This is a genomic window from uncultured Brachyspira sp. (genome assembly GCF_944388875.1).
In the GTDB taxonomy this organism is placed as follows: Bacteria; Spirochaetota; Brachyspiria; order Brachyspirales; family Brachyspiraceae; genus Brachyspira.
On the sequence record NZ_CALXKQ010000029.1, the window covers coordinates 1 to 19406 of the forward strand.

A 19406-nucleotide genomic window follows, 5' to 3' on the forward strand; every position below is an offset into this window, starting at 1 on the left:
AATATGATCAATACTAATCAAGCAGGAACTAATCAAACTGCTACTAATATGATCAATACTAATCAAGCAGGAACTAATCAAACTGCTACTAATATGATCAATACTAATCAAGCAGGAACTAACCAAACTGCTACTAATATGATCAATACTAATCAAGCAGGAACTAATCAGACTGCTAGTGCTAATCAAGCTCAGTCATCTATAATAAGAGAAACTGCTAAAAAGAATACTGCTGAATCTAATCCTGAAATATTAGCTTTGTTTAATTCTGCTGAAGACCTTAGAAATATAAGAGATTATAGCAATGCTGTTACTACTTATAATAAAGTTATAAGTGAATATCCAGATTCTAAATATTCTGTTTACAGTCATTTTAGAATAGGAGATATTTATAATTATAATAAAGATTATACAAATGCTTTTGATATGTATCAAAAAGCATCTTCTTTAAAAACTGCCAATAACGATGAAAAAGCAGCTGCTATATATTCTATGGGTGTAATCAAAAAATTAGAAAACAAAGATGATGAAGCTATTGCTTATTTCAATGATGTTATGAATAAGTATTCTAAAACTTCAATGTACGGAAATGCAGCTTATGAAGTTGCTGACAGCTTAAAAAAACTTGGAAGAATATCTGATGGTGCTTCTATATTAGAAAAATCTTTAGATGGAAATAAAAAGTTTTCTAAACGCGGAGATGCTATATTGCTTCTTGCTGAAATATATGAAAAAGGCAATAATAATGTAAGAGATTTTGATAAAGCTTATGAAACTTATAATCAATATTTATCTGAATATCCTACTTCTTCTAAAGCTCAATATGCTAATGAAAGGAAAAATTTCTTATATCGTAATGCTGTAAACTTAAGATAAAAAACATTTTTTATATAATAAAAAGCTCTTTAAGAATTAATTTTCTTTGAGAGCTTTTTTTATGTAGAATAATGTAGTATATGTTTTTGATAAAAAAATTAAAATAAATTTTGACAAAACTCAAATTTTTTAGTATATATATTGCATTATGAAACATGATTTAAAATCTGATTTAGATAGATTAAAAAATAGAGGCATGCCTTTAGAGGATGATGTTAAATTATTAGAAAATAAATCATTAAAGGAACTTATTGATTGCCTTAATAATGATGATGCCATAGTAAGAACATCTGCAGCCATAAATTTAAGACCGTATATACATAAGAATAAAGTATGTGGAGAGTTATTATTGCGTTTATCAAAAGAAAAAAGTTTATACACTAAAATAGAAATATGTAAAACTCTGCAGAATGGAAATATTGATACTGCTGAAAAAATGATTAATTATATTGGAATAATAGGTTGTAATCAATATAGGGTATTACCAAAAAAAGTATCTTTGAAAAAAACTTATCCTATACCAAGAGATATAATAGCAAGAACTTTATCAAAAATGAGTATAGATATATTTCCTGTTTTGATAAATGTTTTGGAAGGCGATGATTTAACAAAAATATGTGAAGTTATAGATGCTTTCGGATTCATGGTTTTTCATAATAAAAGCTTATCCAATAATCAAAATCTTGAACACATAATAAGCATAATGAAAAAATATAAAAATAATAAGCTTCTTATTTGTAAATGTTTAACTTGCTTATCAGCTTTCAATTTGGAAAAGAGCAGAGATATATTAAAGAGTTTTATAAATAATGATGATAAAGATATTTTGTCATTAGAGGCTAAGAGGTCTTTAGCGATATTAAGCAAATAGATTTTGTATATAAACACTTGATAGATTAATAATTTCAATGTATTATCTTATACTAAAAATATAATAGAAATAGTTAATAATTTTAATTTTTTAAGGAAAATATATGATTTATCCAGAATTTTTCACTCCATTCGTATTTCCGCCTAGCATACCTATATTGGGGGCTGTAAGATGGTATGGACTTATGTATATAGTTGGAATAGTATCATCTTGTATCATTTTGTATTTTATTAAAAAAAGAGGATGGATAAAATTTAATCCTAATGAAAAGAACGGTGGCATATATGACATGGTTTTTTATGCGGCAGTTGGGGCTATAGTTGGTGCTAGAATAGGTTACTTTATTTTTTATTCCCCGCAGAGTTTTTTAACTCCTTGGGAAATATTGGGTATTAATCTCGATAATGGTTTTACATTTACAGGTTTTGCTGGAATGTCATTTCACGGCGGATTTATAGGGATGTTTATAGCATTATTTATTTTCAGCAAAAGATATAAATATGATTTTTATACTATTACGGATAATGCAACACTTCCATGCAGTTTATGTTTATTTTTTGGAAGGATAGGAAACTTTATGAATGCTGAGCTTTACGGAAGAGTTACTGATTCTTTTTTGGCAATGAAATTTCCTTTATATGAAGCTGTAGGAGGCTATGAAAGATGGGCAGCAATGCTTCCTGCAATAAGACCTTATACTGAGCCAAGACATCCTTCTCAGATATATGAGGCATTGCTTGAAGGCTTGGTTCTTGCTTTGGTTTCTTTTTTAATAGGGTATTTAAGCGAAAAAAATAAAAATATTAGAAAGGGTACTAGACTTTGGGTTTGGATTTTGCTTTACGGACTTTTCAGAACTTTAATAGAACAGTTTGCACGCGATGTTACAGAATGGACTATAGGACCAATCACAGCAGGAGCTATTTATTCTGTACCTATGGTTATAGTAGGTATTGTTATGCTAATATATATTTACACAAGAAAAGATAGCAATGCGGAACTTGAAGTAAATATAAAAGAAGCCAAAAAGAATAAAAAGAAATGAATCTTATATATGATAAAAAGATTGTATGATTAAAATTTTAAATAAAGCTTGGGTGGGCTGTGCTTTTCATAATTAAATTATAAAAAATAATAAAATAGAGTTTTTTAAATTATACAGTAAATCTATAGGTAGGGGTATGTAAATAAATTTTTAAACTTAAATTACATACCCCTCCCTTTATTATCTACTGCATTATTATGAAATTATAACTTTGATTATATATATTACTAAATTAGACTTTAAAGCACCCGCCCAAGTTTTTATTAGAATTTAAAATTTCTTTAACGCACGGTTAATTTATTTTTGTTAATAATAAGATTATGATTATTAATGTACTAATATTTATGATTTTATTCTGCGTGCGTATACTTTACTTAATATTTGAAAAAATATAAAATATAATCAAACAATTTTAGGACTTATCTTATGAAAGATATTAAAGAGTTAAAAGATATAAAAAAAAGAAGAGAAATTTTAAAAGAAAAATATTTTAAAGATTCCATATACTGCGTAACAGCAGAAGACTTTTCTAATGGACGAAATAATATTGAAGTTGTAAAATCAATGCTTGAGGCAGGTATAAAGATAGTTCAGTACAGGGAAAAAGACAATCCCAGCAAATATATGCGTGAAAAATATGAAGAATGTTTAAAGATTAGAGAGCTTACAAAAGAATATGATGCTTTGTTTATAATTGATGATTATGCAGATTTGGCTATGGCAGTTGAAGCTGACGGAGTTCATATAGGACAGAAAGATATGCCTATTGAGGCTGTAAGAAAAATTATAGGCTATGATATGATTATAGGGCTTTCTACCACTAATAAAACTCAAGCTAATGAGGCTGTTAATACAAGTGCTGATTATATCGGAATAGGTCCTATATTTTCAACTAATACTAAGCCAGATGCTAATGAAGCTGTAGGTATTGATTATCTTGATTATGTTGTGAAAAATATTAATGTGCCTTTTGTATGTATTGGAGGAATAAAATTAAATAATATGGATATACTTATAGAACATAAAGCTATGAGTTTATGTATGCTTACTGAAATCGTATCTTCTGAGGATATAAAATCTAAATGCGAGCTTCTAATAAAAAAAATGAAAAGATTATAAAAGTTATATTTTTTATTATATTTTTAATATTGTTTTCTGCTTTTATTTTAAATAATATTCGCTTGAAAGAAAGCTGTGATTTATTTATAGACTTAAAATCAATAATAAGCATGATTGAAAATAATAAAACTAGAATTATATATGATTATATAAAAAATAGGGATAAAGTATATGTTTATTATGATAATAGTTTGGAAGATAAAACCAAAGAATATATAAGCATGCATTTACCAAGCGTTAAATATATTGGAAGTTTTGAATTTATGCTTTATTCTTATCTATTTAAAGACAGCATAATGTTCTACGCTTGTGAAGATAGACTTATTAATAAATTAAAATTATCTGGCATAAAATGCTGCAAAGTAGTATTAGATATAGAAGATATAGACTGTGAAGAATATTTAACTTTAAAAAGCAGCAATGATATAAAACTTTTTCTTTCATTTACTAATAAAGAAGTTTATAAGATAGATTCAAATTATAGTGAAAAGTTATATAAGTACTTGCCTAATATTGATAAAAAGTTCATAAAAGTTGCGGATGGAGATACTATAAAGTACAGAGATAATTATTATAGATTTATAGGACTTGATGCTCCAGAATTGAAGCAGAATTATGGAAGTAATGTTAAGACTTATGTTGAAAATAAAATAGAAAGTGCATCCAATATAAATATGCTTGTAGGTTCTTATGATATTTTTGGGAGGATTTTATGCCATTTATTTATAGATAATGTTCCTTTGGCATATTCTATGATGAATGATAGGCAGGCAAAGGAAACAATAATGAAATACGGCGACAGCGGATTTACAGTTATAGCAAGCAATATTGTTTATTTATCCAAGTTTCAGGGAAGGCGTCCTTTTACTGATCCTGCCAAATTTAGAAGTGAAAATAATTAAAAATAAAAATGTTGAAATTTTATCTTTAATAAAATATAATTCATACACAAAAACAGAATATTAAATTTTTAGGGGATTTTAATGTTACCAGTAAATGATTTAAGAAAAGGCGATGCTATTATTTTAGACGGAGAAACTTATTTAGTAGTAGATGCACATTTTCACAGAGCACAGCAAAGAAAAGCAAATGTAAAAACAAAATTAAAAAATATGATAAAAGGAAATATGATAGAAAAAACTTTTGCATCTACAGAAAGCGTTGAAGAGGCTGATATATCGTACAAGAAAGCACAATATCTATATGAAGAAGGCGACAGTTATATATTTATGATATTAGATAATTATGAGCAGGTTCATGTTAATGCCGATATATTGGGCGACAGCAAATATTATTTATTAGACAACAGCGAAGTGGATTTGCAGTATATCAATGATGAGGTTACAGCAGTTCGTTTCCCTATACATGTTGTTTTAGAAGTTACTTATACAGAGCCTGGATTTAAAGGAGATACTACAGGTTCTACTTTAAAGCCTGCTAAATTACAAACAGGTATAGAAGTTAATGTTCCTTTATTTATTAATATAGGCGATAAAATTAAAGTAGATACTAGAGATGACAGTTATGTTGAGCGTGTAAAATAAGACAATGCTTTATGTATTTTCTATTTTGCTGGCTTTATTTATATTCGTAAGTATTTTTTTTGTAAAAATCAATTTATTAATATATATTGCAATAGCTTCTTTTATACTCCATATAATATTTACTAAATCTGTTTATAAAACAATAAAGAGGCTATTGCATTTAATTCCTTATTTTTTGGCAATATTTATACTTCAGGCATTAAATTCAAGAGGCGAATATTATAAGATATTAGGCTTTTATATAGATAAAGCAGGTGCCGATTTTACCGTAATTTATTTTATTAGAATAGCATCAGTTTTGTATCTCTTATCCATATTTTTTATTCTTATAAAGAAAATAAAAGTTCCAGAAGGACGCATCTTTGATGAATTAATAAGAATCAATGTCTTTATGAAAATAGTTAGAAAATCATTTTTTATTGAGTTTAATAAAATAAAAGATAAAAATAAAACATTCAAAGAAAAACTTAATTTAATAAAGAATTTACTTGAAAATGTTTATAATGATTCTTTTAAGTTATATCCTTATGATATTTTTGTTAATAATTATAGAAAATAAAAAGGGAATTAATATAATAATTAATCCCCTAATCAATATTTATTTTTCTAAATAAGAATAATGAAATCTATATTTACCCAAAGGATCTAATTTATAATCTTTAAGTTTCTTTGATATCATTAGAACATTTGATCTGTAATGTATTGGAATTATAGGCATATCATTCATTAATATAGCTTCAGCATCATGCAGTACTTTCATTCTGTCTTTATTATTAACTATATGTTTGGAACTTTCCACTAATCTATCATATTCAGGATTATTATATCCAGGATTGCTTGGAGTGTAGCTTAAATATAAATCAAGCATAGTCATAGGATCATTATAGTCGCCAGTCCATCCGCTTAATACCATTTGATAGCTTAAATCTCTAAAATTTTGTGAAATAACAGACCATTCTCTAGGTATAATAACTGCATCTACACCAATATTTTTCCACATTTGCTGTATAGCTTCAACCATTACAACATTTCCGTCATTAGCAACAAGCACCTCTATAACAGGATATCCCTCACCATTAGGGTAGCCTGCTTCAGCCATAAGTCTTTTTGCTTCTTCCACATTTTTTTGATAATCTTCATTTTTGACGCTTATATAATCGCCTCCGTTTTCTCTAAACTCTCCTTCATAATCGCTTATTAAAGGAGGAACAAAAGCACCCGCAGGTATTTGATCCGCTTTATTTACAGATTCAACTATATAATTTCTGTCTATAGCAAGAGCTAATGCCCTTCTAACCCTAGAATCAGTAAATGCTTCATTGGTAAGATTTATTTCAAAAAATACCGTACCATAAGCCTGATTCATAACTATTAAACCTTCTTGTTTTAAATTTTCTATCTCCTGAGAAGGAACTAGATTAGAAAAATGTACCTGACCATTTCTAACAGCTGCTAATGCCGTATTCTTATCAGATATCATTGATATAGTTATATTGCTTGCTACCAATTCGTCCTTAGCATAGTAATTAGTATTTATTTCCATTACAATTTTATCATCTCTTATTCTTTCAGTCATTTTATAAGGACCGTTTCCTATATAGCTTTCTGGATTTAATACCCAAGTGTCTCCGTATTTTTCTATAATATCTTTTCTTACAGGAAGAAACATATCAGCTAATTCCAAGAAATAAGCTGTAGGATTTTCTAAAGTTATTTCTACAGTATAATCATCCAATTTTTTAATACCCAATTCTTCTATAGGAAGCTCTCCCTTATTAACTTTTAATGCATTTTTTATAGGAGCCATAAGCGTAGCATAAGGGGCAGCCGTTTTAGGGTCTACAAATCTTCTATAACTATATACAAAATCATCAGCAGTTACAGGCATTCCGTCAGACCATTTGGCATTAGTTCTTAAATAAAAAGTATAAGTAATGCCGTCTTCACTCATACTGTAATTTTCCGCCATTCCTCCTATTATTTTGCCTTCTTTATCTTTACGCATAAGTCCTTCAAAGAAATGCCTTATATAAACTGTTCCTATATTGGCATTATTTAAATGAGGATCTATTGTAGCTACTTCTCCTCCCAATGAAACAACTATTCCTTCATTTTCAGATGATTTTGTTGAACATGATATCATCAGCAATGATACAAAAATAACTATACTAACAATTTTTTTCATTGCATATCTCCTTATTGTATATAGTAATATTATAGTACATAATTCTAAAAAGTACAATTATGTTAATTAATTATTTAAGAATATTTTTTATTCTAAATATGAATAATGAAACCTATATCTTCCCAATGGATTAAATACAGCTCCTTTTAATTTAGGACTTATCATAAAAGGATCCATTCTGTAAATTATTGGTATAATAGGCATATAATCAAATAATATATCTTCAGCTTTATGAAGAGAGAGCATTCTTATTTCCTGATTATCAGTCTTTAATGCTGTTTCTATTAAATTATTATATTCTTCATTATTAAAGCCTGTATGATTTACAGAACTAAATTTTGAAAAGAAGTTAAGCATAGCCATAGGATCACTGTAATCAGCAGTCCAGCCAGTTCTTGCTAAATCATAATTATGTTCCGTCATAGACTGATATGTAGCATTATACTCTTCAGATTTTATCATAACATCTATTCCTAAATTTTCTTTATACATATCCTGTATAGCTTCACATATAATTGTAAAATATCCTGGTGTAGTTCTTATTTCAAGTACTGGAAAGTTTTCCCCATTTTCGTATCCTGCTTCTTTCATCAATAATTTGGCTTCTTTAATATTTTCTTCATAATTATTATAATCTATATAATTTCCGCCGTTTTCTCTGAAATCTCCTTCGTAATCATTCATATTTGGAGGAACAAAAGCACCTGCAGGTATCTGATTCATTTTTGTAATATTTGATATTATATACTTTCTATCAAATGCCAGAGATAATGCTTTTCTTATTTTTTGATTTGTTAATACTCCTTTAGATGAATTTATTTCCAAAAAATATATTCCGAAAGCAGGCTCCTGAAGTATGTAATTTTCTTTTATCAAAGCAGGTATTTCTCCAATAGGAGCTTCTACAACAGAAAATTGCAAATCTCCAGATTTCATAGCAGCCAATGCAGTATTTGAATCATCCATTATAAGAACATTTATTTTTTTAGCTATTATTGCATCTTTATCATAATAATTAGTATTAATTTCCATAACTATTTTTTCATCAGGCTTTCTCTCTGTCATCATATAAGCACCGTTTACTATATAAGTTTCTGGTTTTTTAGTCCATTCATCACCATATTTTTCTATGATATCTTTTCTTACAGGAAAATATGGACTGCTTACAGATATATATTCCAAGAAATAAGGAGCAGGATTCTCTAATGTTATTTCAAGCGTGTAATCATCTATAGCCTTAACCATTAATTCATCAGGAGGCATATTTCCGCTTAATATTGAAGAAGCATTTTTTACAACATTCAGCATGTGTGAATATGCAGCAGCAGTTTGCGGATTAACAGCCCTCTTTAATGCATATTCAAAATCATTAGCTGTTACAGGCATTCCGTCAGACCATTTAGCATTTGTTCTTATATGAAATGTATATGTAAGACCATCTTCTGATATATCCCAGCTTTCAGCCATACCCGCAGCAACATTATCATTTATATCTTTTTTAGTTAATCCTTCAAAAAAATGTATCATATAAATAGATCCGAAACTTAAAGAGTTTAAGGTAGGATCTAAAGTTCTCGGTTCGCCTCCAAGATTTATTGATATTTCTCCTTTATTATTTTCTAAATTAGAATTATTAGAATTACATGACATTATAGTTAATATAATAATTAATATTGGTATTAATTTTTTCATAGTTTTCAGCCTTGAATATTTTTATTTATCTTTTTCTATATAGCAATGGTTAAATCTGTATCTTCCAAGAGGATTTATGACAAGACCTTTTAACTTTGGATTAACCATAAGAGAATCTGATCTATAGTATAATGGTATAATAGGCATTTCATCCATTAATATTGCTTCAGCTTTTTTCATTAATTCAACTCTTAAATTATTATTATATGAAGTTTTAGCTTCAGTTATTAAATTATCATACATAGCATTAGAAAATCCTGAATGATTGACTCCTCCATAGCTCATCATAATATCAAGCATAGTTATAGGATCATAATAATCACCAGTCCAGCCCATTCTTGCTATTTGGTAATTCTTTTTTGTTAATGCAAGTAATGTGGCAGGGAATTCCTCTTCTATTAAATCAACATTAATGTTCAGATTATCTTTCCACATTTTTTGTATAACCTTTCCAACCTCATAAAATACGCCTGGTGAAACTTTTAATTCTAAAATAGGATAATTTTCACCATTTGGATATCCTGCTTTGGACATTAATTCCTTAGCTTTTATAATATTATCTTTATAATTATCCAAATCTATATAATTACTTGATTCCAATCTAAATGATTTTTTTATACCTTTTACAGCAGGAGGAACGAAAGCACCAGCAGGAGTTTGACCTTTAACAACATTGTTAACTATAAAGTTTCTATCTATAGCTAATGCTAGGGCTTGTCTTACCATTTTATTGCTTAAAGCTGAATTTGTTATATTTAATTCAAGATAATAAGTTCCTATAGCATCATTATGTATTATATAATTATTATTCATAAGATATTCGGCATCGATTTTTGGAGGTTCTATAGAAGAAAAATGAACTTCATTATTTAGTAATTTGTCTATTATATAATTGGGATTAGCATTTAATATGAAAGTTATTCTCTTAGCAACTATATCATTTTTATCATAATAATATGGGTTTTCTTCCAAAACTATTTTTTCGCCAATAACTCTATCTGATATTACATATTGACCATTACATATATATGTATCAGGATTTGATGTCCACTCATTGCCGTATTTTTCTATGATATCTTCCCTTAAAGGCATAAATATACCAGTAGAAGCTAAAAAATTTAAAAAGTATTCTGATTTAGTTTCTAAAACAACTTTTAGAGTATAATCATCAATCACATAAGCAGCTAAGTTTTCAGAATCCATAAATCCAGTATTTATTTTTTTGGCATTTTTAATTATTTCCATCATATATGAATATGAGGCATTCATGTTATTATCTATAGCTCTTCTCCAGCCATATTGAAAATCTTTTGCTGTTACAGGTTTTCCATCAGACCATTTGGCATTTGTTCTTAAATGAAATGTATATGTAAGTCCGTCATCCGATATTTCCCAATTCTCAGCCATTCCAGGTTTTATATTATTGTTCATATCTATTTTAGTTAAACCTTCAAAATTATGCAGTATATATGTTGTAACTACTCCTATAGAATTCAAAGTAGGATCTATAGTATTAGGCTCGCTTCCCATATTAACAATTATATTTTTAGAAGGATCTATTTTTTTATTATTACATGAAATTATGATAGTTAATGTTAATATAGATAATAAAAGTATTTTTTTCATAAATTTTTAATCCCCAAAAATAAAAATAATATGCTGCAATTATATTTAATATTTATATTAAAGTCAATATAAATTGATTTTAATATAAAAATGTAATTTTATTTTATAATATTTTTATTTTTATAAATTAAAATACTTATTTAATATTTTTATTTATCACAATAATATGTTATTGAAAGTATATAATATACGTATGTAGATTATATATATTATTCATATTTTTATATCATAAAAAATACAAAAAAATTAATATAGGCAGAAAATTAATTGACAATCTAAATTTATTTTACTATACTAGAGTATATTAAAATAATGATTAATTTTACAAGTGGGGAGTTTTTTATGGATTTTAAAAAGATTTATCAAGAAAAATTAACTACTCCAGAAGAAGCAGTTAAGGTTGTAAAATCTGGCGACTGGGTAGATTACGGATGGGTAGTTGCTACTCCTATAGAATTAGACAAAGCATTAGCTAAGAGGCTGCCTGAGTTATCAGACATTAATTTTAGGGGTGGTATATTATTTTGGGAACCTGAAATATTCAAACTAGAAGATGCTGCTAAGCATATTACTTGGAATTCATGGCACATGTCTGGTTTGGAAAGAAAAGCAGTAGATAAGGGTTTTTGTTATTATGATCCAATACGTTATTCAGAAATGCCAAGATATTATAGGGATTTGCCAAGAGGAATAGATGTAGCAATGTTCCAAGTATCTGAAATGGACGAAAACGGTTACTTTAATTTCGGACCTAATGCTTCACACATGCAGGCTATGATAGAAAGATGCAAATGTGTTATAGTAGAAGTTAATAAAAATATGCCTAGATGTTTGGGAGCATCACATACAGGTGGAGAGGCTATACATATTAATCAAGTTAATATGATAGTTGAAGGTCAAAATCCTCCTATAAAAGAGATGCCTTCAGGCGGAGCTACAGAAGTAGATAAAACAGTAGCTAAACTTATAGTAGAAGAAATTCCTAATGGAGCTTGTTTACAATTAGGTATAGGCGGTATGCCTAATGCTGTAGGTTCATTAATAGCTGAATCTGATTTAAAAGATTTAGGAGTTCATACAGAAATGTATGTTGATGCTTTTGTAGATATATCTTTGGCTGGTAAAATAACTGGTTCTAAAAAGAATATAGACAGATACAGACAAACTTATGCATTCGGTGCTGGTACTAAAAAACTATATGATTATATAGATAATAACCCAGAATGTATGTCTGCTCCTGTAGATTATACTAATGATATTAGAGTAATATCTGCTATAGACAATTTTATGTCAATAAATAATGCTGTAGAAATAGATTTATTCGGTCAAGTTAGTGCTGAATCAACAGGATTTAAACATATAAGCGGTGCTGGCGGACAATTAGACTTTGTATTAGGTGCTTATTTATCTAAAGGCGGAAAAAGCTTTATATGTTTATCATCTACTGTAACTGGTAAAGATGGACAATTAAAATCAAGAATAGTTCCTAGCTTTGCTAATGGTACAGTTGTTACAGATACTAGAGCTAATACTCATTATGTTGTAACAGAGTATGGTAAAGTTAATTTGAAAGGCTTAACTACTTGGCAAAGAGCAGAGGCTTTAATATCTATAGCACATCCTGATTTGAGAGATGGACTAATCAAAGAAGCAGAAAAAGCTAAAATTTGGAGAAAAAGTAATAAATAATAGTTTAATCATTAATAAATTAAATAAAGTAAAAAGGAGAAGCAAATGTTTAAAACAACAGAAAAGCATGAAGAACTTCGTGCTAAAATAAGAGCTTGGGCTGAAGAAGTGGTAAAACCTATAGCTCATGAGCATGATCAAACAGGGAAATTTCCAACAGAAGCTGTAAAAGAATTAGGCAAAGCTAAATTAGACATAATGGGCTTGCCTTTTGAAACTAAATACGGCGGAGCAGGATTTGATAATATTGCTTATGCTATAGCTGTAGAAGAACTTTCAAGAGTAGACGGAAGTATGGGTGTAATTTTATCAGCTCACTGTTCTTTAGGTTCTTATCCTATTTATGCTTTCGGTACAGAAGAACAAAAGAAAAAATATTTAGTTCCTCTTGCAGAAGGTAAAAAATTAGGTGCTTTCGGTTTAACTGAACCAGAAGCAGGTTCTGATGCAGGCGGTACAGAAACTACTGCTGAATTAAAAGGTGATCACTATATATTAAATGGTGAAAAAATCTTCATTACTAACTCAATAGAAGCTGAAACTTATGTAATATTTGCTGTTACTACACCTGGTATAGGTACTAAGGGTATCAGTGCTTTCATCGTAGAAAAAGGCTGGGAAGGTTTTGAGTTTGGTGAAAAATATGACAAATTGGGTATTCGTGCTTCTGCTACTGCTCAATTATTATTTGATAATGTAAAAGTTCCTAAAGAAAACCTACTTGGTAAAGAAGGACAAGGTTTCAAAATTGCTATGCAAACTCTTGACGGCGGACGTATTGGTATTGCTGCTCAAGCATTAGGTATTGCTCAAGGAGCTTATGAAGCTGCAGTTGCTTATTCTAAAGAAAGAATACAGTTCGGACGTCCTATCGCTCAGCAACAAGCTATTGCTTTCAAACTTGCTGATATGGCTACTAAATTACGTGCTGCTAGACTTCTTATTTACAGTGCTGCTGCTATGAAAGACAGACATGAACCTTATGGTACTGAATCTGCTATGGCTAAATTATATGCTTCTGAAATAGGTTTGGAAGTTGTAAACCAAGCTCTTCAAATCCATGGCGGTAATGGTTATATTAAAGGTGCTTATATAGTAGAAAGAGCTTACCGTGATGCTAAAATTTGTACTATTTATGAAGGTACAAGTGAAATACAAAAAGTTGTTATTTCTGCTGCTATACTTGGTAAAATGCCTAAATCTCCTGTTGCTGTTGCTGGTCCTATGGTTAAAAAAGGTCCTATCACTGGTGAAAGAAGAAATATCATCTTCAAAGAAGGTTCAGCTCAGGATAAAGTTGATGCTTTAGTAGCTGCTCTTAAAAAAGACGGAATTGATTTCTCTGTAGGTATTGATATCAATACACCTATAATTAATGCTGAGAGAGTAGTAAGTGCTGGTAAAGGTATAGGTGCTAAAGAAAACATGAAATTAGTTGAAGATTTAGCTAAAGCTGCTGGTGCTGCTATAGGTTGTTCACGCCCTGTTGCTGAAGAATTAAAATACTTACCTATAATCAGATATGTTGGTATGTCTGGTCAAAAATTCAATGGTAACTTATATATAGCTTGCGGTATTTCTGGTGCTAACCAACACTTAAAAGGTATCAAAAATGCTTCTATAATTGTAGCTATTAATATGAAAGCTTCTGCTAAAATATTCAAAAATGCTGACTATGGTATAGTTGGAGATGTTAAAGAAATACTTCCACTACTTACTAAAGCTCTTGATACAGGTGCTAAAAAACCTGCAGAAGTACCATACAAAAAGATGAAAAAGATTACTCCTAAGAAAACAATCGAAATACCTAAAATTTATGTATGTACTGGTTGTGGTTATGAGTATAATCCATTCATCGGTGACCCTGAATCAGAAATAGCTCCTGGTACAGACTTTACAGCTCTTCCTGATGAGTGGGTATGTCCAGAATGTAGTGAAGAAAAAGCTAACTTCATTAAGGCTTAAAATATAAAAATTAAAATAAATTAGGAGGAAAATAATGCATTGCGTTAGAAAAGTTACAGATGATTTATATTGGGTTGGAGCGAATGAGCATCGCTTGGCTCTATTTGAAAATGTACACCCTTTAACTAGAGGTGTTTCTTATAACTCTTATGTTCTTTTAGATGAAAAAACAGTTCTTTTTGATACAGTTGACTGGGCTGTTTGCAGACAATTTTTAGATAATTTAGAGTTTGTTTTGAATGGTAAAAAACTTGACTATATGATTATTAACCACATGGAACCAGATCATGCTGCTTCTATAGATGAGGTTTTAATAAGACACCCTGAAACAAAAGTTATTTCTACTGAAAAAGCATTCATGTTTATGGATCAATTTGGATTTACTATTCCTGAAGATAAAAAAGATATAGTAAAAGAAGGCGATTCTAGAAAATTCGGAAAACATGAAATAGCTTTCGTTGGTGCTCAAATGGTACATTGGCCTGAAGCTATGGTTAGCTTTGACACTCATAATGGTGTATTATTCTCTGCTGATGCTTTCGGTACTTTCATTGCTTTAGACGGAAGACTATTTAATGATGAAGTTAATTTCGACAGAGATTGGTTGGATGAAGCTAGAAGATATTATACTAACATCGTTGGTAAATATGGTCCTCATGTACAGCACTTACTCAAAAAAGCAGGCGGAATTATTGACAAAATTAAAATGTTCTGTCCTTTACACGGACCTGTTTGGAGAAGCAATTTAGGTTATATACTTGATAAATACAATAAATGGAGTACTTATGAACCTGAAGAAAAAGGTGTATTAATCGTATATGCTTCTATGTATGGTAATACTGAGGATATGGTTGGTATTTTAGCTTGCAAATTGGCTGAAAAAGGAGTTACTAATATAGCTATGCACGATGTATCAAGTACTCATGTTTCTTATTTGATTTCTGATACATTCAAATATAGCCATGTTGTATTAGCTTCTGTTACTTACAACTTAAATATCTATCCTCCTATGCATAACTATTTAGATGATATGAGAGCTCTTAACGTTCAAAAACGTAAATTTGCTATCATTGAAAATGGTTCATGGGCTCCTAAATCAGGTACTTTGATGCAAGAGTTCATAGAAGCTAATTTGAAACAATGTGAGATTTTAGACGCTCAAGTTTCTGTTTCTTCTTCTATGAAAGCTGCTAACGTTGGAGAGATGGATGCTCTAGTTGATGCTTTAGTTGAATCTGTAAATAAATAATATAATCTTTAATTAGATTTTTTTATCATTTATATTTTCTTAAATAAAGACCGATTCAGGTTGTATTACTTGAATCGGTTTTTTTATTATCAATAATATTTAAATATTGACGAAGATTATAATTGAAATATAATAATAGTAGGTAATATATAAACTGGAGATTAATTTTTTATGGTTAGCATTAGAAGACAAAGACAGATTAAACTGTTATTTATATTATCTATTATTCTTATAATTATAATAGCTTCTATTCTTATATTTGGATATTATCCTTACGGCTTGCATAAGAAAGACATGTCTGATGTGAAAATGCCTAAAGATAGTATCGTGTATGTAAGTGTTAAAAGTTTAGACAGCAGTATTTTGAAATTTGCTGACTCTATATATGCTTATAGAATATCACATGATGAATCTATGTATGATTTTTCTATAATGCTTAAAAGCGTAGAGGCTTTTGCTAATCATCTGAAAACTAATAATAATTTTTTTGTTAAATCACTATCAAATCCAATTATAAAAAGAAATGCATCCATATTACTTTGGGGATATAATAATAATTTGAATGATTCTGAATTGTTTTACATGTTTGACATAGGTAGGATTAATTCATTTTTATTTAATTCTTTTTTTAATCCTAAAGAACTTACAATAGATGATAATTCATATATAGTTAAGAAAATTGATTATAATGGAACAAAAATATATGCTTTAGATAATGCTGGTCCTTTTATATTTTTTAGTTTTTATAATGGTATATTAATAGCTGCAAAAAATTATAATCATATAAAAAAGCTGATAGATTTCTTTCAGTCAAAGCCTAGCAATTTTAATGAGATAGGAATTTTGAATAATGCTGAGAATTCTTATAATCCTGATATTTCTGTATATATTAATAAGAATTTGTATGATTATAATAAATGTAATGGCTCTATATTATTTACGCCTTTAAAATATTTTGAAAACACTGCGGCAATATACGGTAATATAAAATTATATGATGATAATGGTGTTGCTGATATATTTGTTGATTATGATTACGGCGGTTCTGAGAGATATTCATTGTATAATTTAGATGGTAAAATAGATATTCAAAATTATTTGTCCAAAGATAAAACTATATTATATTTAGGTTTAAAATCTTATTTAGCTGGGCTTTATCCTCTTATGTATAATGATTTAAAGTTCAGGCATGACAATGAGCTTTCATCTGAAATATTTAATCTATTTACAAAGATGAATGATGTTTATTCATTTGGTAGTATTATTAATGATTTATATGGGGAAATGGCAGTAGCTTATATAGAATCTAGGGTATCAAAATTAATTTATCCTGTTATTATATTTAATATTGAAAATGATAATTCATTATTGCCTAAACTTGAAATAGCTTTACTTGAAAAATATCCAAATTTGAATAAATCTGAAAAGAAATATAATAATAATTTTATATATTCTTATAATTTAAATGACGGAAATGTAATTTATTATACTTTTATAGATAGAGTATATTTCGTAAGTGAAAATGAGAAGGCTATAGAAACGGTTATAGATAATAGTAATGATTCTGAGCATTTAGAATCTTATATAAAAACAGAAATTCATAAAGATATTAATCCTGATTATATATTTACAATACAGCTTTCAAAATCTCAGGATATATTAAGAAATTTTGATATACCTTTCAGAACATGGAGTTATCCAAACAGTGTTATATTAGGTTCTTCAATTATGTCTAATTATACACATATTAGTATAGATTTTAAGGCTAATTTTAAAAGTAAATAATTTATTATACTATTGATATTTTTTTTATTTTATTATAATCTATAGTAATAGGGTATTTATATGTCTGATTTTAAAGATAAAGCAAAACAAATATGGGATAGCATTTCTAAAGGTATTACTAAAGAAAAATTAGATTCTATAATAGAAAAATCTAAGGAAATATTATCAAGAGTTTCTACCTCAGAACATCTTTCAAAATTGATGGATAAGATTCAGCTATTAATTAATATGATAAAAGATTATATTAACGGCAGCTATAAAGATATACCATGGAAAGCAATATCTGGTATAGCAGCGGCATTATTATATTTGCTGCTTCCTGTGGATGCGATACCTGATTTTATAGTTGGACTTGGATTTTTGGACGATGCATTTATTATTGGCTTATGCCTCAAATTCTTCAGTGATGATATAGAAAAATATAGAATTTGGAAATATGGTCCTGATAAAAGTAATAATGAAGAAGTTAACAATAATACAGAAAATGAAAATATTATTAATAATGAAAGCGATGATGATATAGAAATTATAAATAAAAACAATTGATAATAATAAAAAATATCTGTAATAGAGAAGTTAGCATAATTTCTAGCTTCTCTTTTTTATATTTTTAATAGTTGATAAATATCATTATTTATATATAATAGTATATTATTTCGGAGAAAATTATTTTATGTCAATAATTGATAAACTTGCATTGGTAGAAAATACTTATGATGATATAGTTAACAAACTTAATGATGCAAATATAAAAGATAATAGAGTTATTCAAGACTTGATGAAAAAAAAATCAGAGATAGAGGATATTGTAGAAGAGTATAAAAAATTAAAAATTGTATTAAAACAGATAGAAGAATCCAATGAAATGATTGAGAATGCAGAAACTGATAAAGAACTTAGAGAGATGGCACTGCTAGAAATAGAGGAACTCAATCAGAAAAAAGAAAATATAATAAATGATCTTAGGCTTCTGCTTCTTCCTAAAGATAAAAATGACGGTAAAAATATAATAGTTGAAATAAGAGTTGGTACTGGTGGGGAAGAATCTGCTTTATTTGTGGGTGATTTGTTTAGAATGTATACTAGATTTATAGAAAGAGCCAATTTAAAGATGGAGATAATAGATACAAGTCCTACAGAACTTGGAGGATATAAGGAGGTAATATTTTCTGTATCTGGAAAGGATGCTTACAGAACATTAAAGTTTGAAAGCGGGACACATAGGGTTCAGAGAATTCCTGCCACAGAGTCTGGAGGACGTATTCATACATCAGCTTCTACTGTTGCTGTAATGCCTGAGGCTATGGAAAGCGATGTTGTTATTAAAGATGAGGATATAAGAGTTGATATATTTCGTTCAAGCGGTCCTGGAGGGCAATCTGTTAATACAACGGACAGTGCTGTTAGGATAACTCATTTGCCTACTGGTTTAGTAGTTCAATGTCAGGATGAAAAGAGCCAGCATAAGAATAAGGCAAAGGCATTAAAAGTTTTGCGTGCTAGAATATACGAAAAAGAAGAGGCTGAAAGAAAGGCTAAAGAGGCTAAAGAAAGACGTGAGCAAATTGGTTCTGGCGATAGGAGTGAGAGAATAAGAACTTATAATTTTCCTCAGAATAGAGTTACGGATCATAGAATTAATGTTACTTTATATAAACTTGACAGATTTATGGATGGTGAGATAACGGAAATAACTGATGCTTTATTTAAAAAGGAACAAGAGGAAATGCTCTCTTCATATTCTGATTAAAAATGGAAAT

16 protein-coding genes are annotated in these 19406 nt (G+C 28.7%); 13 read left to right on the forward strand and 3 right to left on the reverse strand.

The window, feature by feature from the left end; all coding sequences use genetic code 11:
* From Q0J69_RS12555 to Q0J69_RS12585, 7 genes are all read left to right on the forward strand, one after another.
* A partial coding sequence (locus tag Q0J69_RS12555; protein WP_297208083.1) for a tetratricopeptide repeat protein occupies positions 1-876 on the forward strand: 876 nt, incomplete at its 5' end.
* Between the two features lie 148 nt (positions 877-1024).
* Entirely contained in the window at positions 1025-1747 is a 723-nt protein-coding gene (locus tag Q0J69_RS12560; RefSeq protein ID WP_297208085.1) for a hypothetical protein, read from the forward strand.
* A gap of 103 nt (positions 1748-1850) precedes the next feature.
* Entirely contained in the window at positions 1851-2792 is a 942-nt protein-coding gene (gene lgt / locus Q0J69_RS12565) for a prolipoprotein diacylglyceryl transferase (RefSeq protein WP_297208087.1), read from the forward strand.
* A gap of 426 nt (positions 2793-3218) precedes the next feature.
* Positions 3219-3911, forward strand: coding sequence for a thiamine phosphate synthase (gene thiE / locus Q0J69_RS12570; protein WP_297208089.1), 693 nt, complete (start codon positions 3219-3221; stop codon positions 3909-3911).
* Positions 3875-4813, forward strand: a complete 939-nt coding sequence (locus Q0J69_RS12575; RefSeq protein ID WP_297208090.1) for a thermonuclease family protein — start codon at positions 3875-3877, stop codon at positions 4811-4813. The genes thiE and Q0J69_RS12575 overlap by 37 nt, the downstream gene beginning before the upstream one ends.
* 81 nt (positions 4814-4894) lie before the next feature.
* Positions 4895-5455, forward strand: a complete 561-nt coding sequence (gene efp / locus Q0J69_RS12580) for an elongation factor P (protein WP_297208091.1) — start codon at positions 4895-4897, stop codon at positions 5453-5455.
* A 4-nt stretch (positions 5456-5459) separates the two neighbouring features.
* Complete coding sequence (locus Q0J69_RS12585; protein WP_366030659.1) at positions 5460-6014, forward strand: hypothetical protein; 555 nt, start codon at positions 5460-5462, stop codon at positions 6012-6014.
* A 39-nt stretch (positions 6015-6053) separates the two neighbouring features.
* Here Q0J69_RS12585 and Q0J69_RS12590 read toward each other — a convergent pair whose 3' ends face one another.
* From Q0J69_RS12590 to Q0J69_RS12600, 3 genes are all read right to left on the reverse strand, one after another.
* Positions 6054-7640 carry a peptide ABC transporter substrate-binding protein gene (locus Q0J69_RS12590; RefSeq protein WP_297208094.1) on the reverse strand — a complete coding sequence of 529 codons (1587 nt, stop codon included), beginning with the start codon at positions 7638-7640 and terminating at the stop codon, positions 6054-6056.
* An 87-nt stretch (positions 7641-7727) separates the two neighbouring features.
* Complete coding sequence (locus Q0J69_RS12595) at positions 7728-9332, reverse strand: peptide ABC transporter substrate-binding protein (protein ID WP_297208096.1); 1605 nt, start codon at positions 9330-9332, stop codon at positions 7728-7730.
* Between the two features lie 21 nt (positions 9333-9353).
* The gene (locus Q0J69_RS12600) at positions 9354-10958 is read right to left on the reverse strand and encodes a peptide ABC transporter substrate-binding protein (protein WP_297208097.1); all 1605 of its coding nucleotides are present in this window, start codon (positions 10956-10958) and stop codon (positions 9354-9356) included.
* A 342-nt stretch (positions 10959-11300) separates the two neighbouring features.
* On the opposite strand from Q0J69_RS12600, the gene Q0J69_RS12605 reads away from it, so the two are divergent.
* The 6 genes from Q0J69_RS12605 to prfA all read left to right on the forward strand — a co-directional run bounded on the left by Q0J69_RS12605 (position 11301) and on the right by prfA (position 19396).
* On the forward strand, positions 11301-12647 hold the full coding sequence (locus Q0J69_RS12605) for a butyryl-CoA:acetate CoA-transferase (protein WP_297208099.1): 1347 nt from the start codon (positions 11301-11303) through the stop codon (positions 12645-12647).
* Between the two features lie 45 nt (positions 12648-12692).
* Positions 12693-14612: an acyl-CoA dehydrogenase family protein gene (locus Q0J69_RS12610; RefSeq protein WP_366030660.1), complete on the forward strand. Its 1920-nt coding sequence runs from the start codon at positions 12693-12695 to the stop codon at positions 14610-14612.
* Between the two features lie 34 nt (positions 14613-14646).
* Positions 14647-15861 (forward strand): FprA family A-type flavoprotein, encoded by a 1215-nt coding sequence (locus Q0J69_RS12620; RefSeq protein WP_297208101.1) that lies wholly within the window; start codon positions 14647-14649, stop codon positions 15859-15861.
* Between the two features lie 171 nt (positions 15862-16032).
* Positions 16033-17646: a hypothetical protein gene (locus tag Q0J69_RS12625; RefSeq protein ID WP_297208102.1), complete on the forward strand. Its 1614-nt coding sequence runs from the start codon at positions 16033-16035 to the stop codon at positions 17644-17646.
* A gap of 60 nt (positions 17647-17706) precedes the next feature.
* Positions 17707-18192 carry a DUF1232 domain-containing protein gene (locus Q0J69_RS12630; RefSeq protein ID WP_297208104.1) on the forward strand — a complete coding sequence of 162 codons (486 nt, stop codon included), beginning with the start codon at positions 17707-17709 and terminating at the stop codon, positions 18190-18192.
* A 127-nt stretch (positions 18193-18319) separates the two neighbouring features.
* On the forward strand, positions 18320-19396 hold the full coding sequence (gene prfA, locus Q0J69_RS12635) for a peptide chain release factor 1 (protein WP_297208105.1): 1077 nt from the start codon (positions 18320-18322) through the stop codon (positions 19394-19396).
* The last annotated feature ends 10 nt before the right edge of the window (positions 19397-19406 follow it).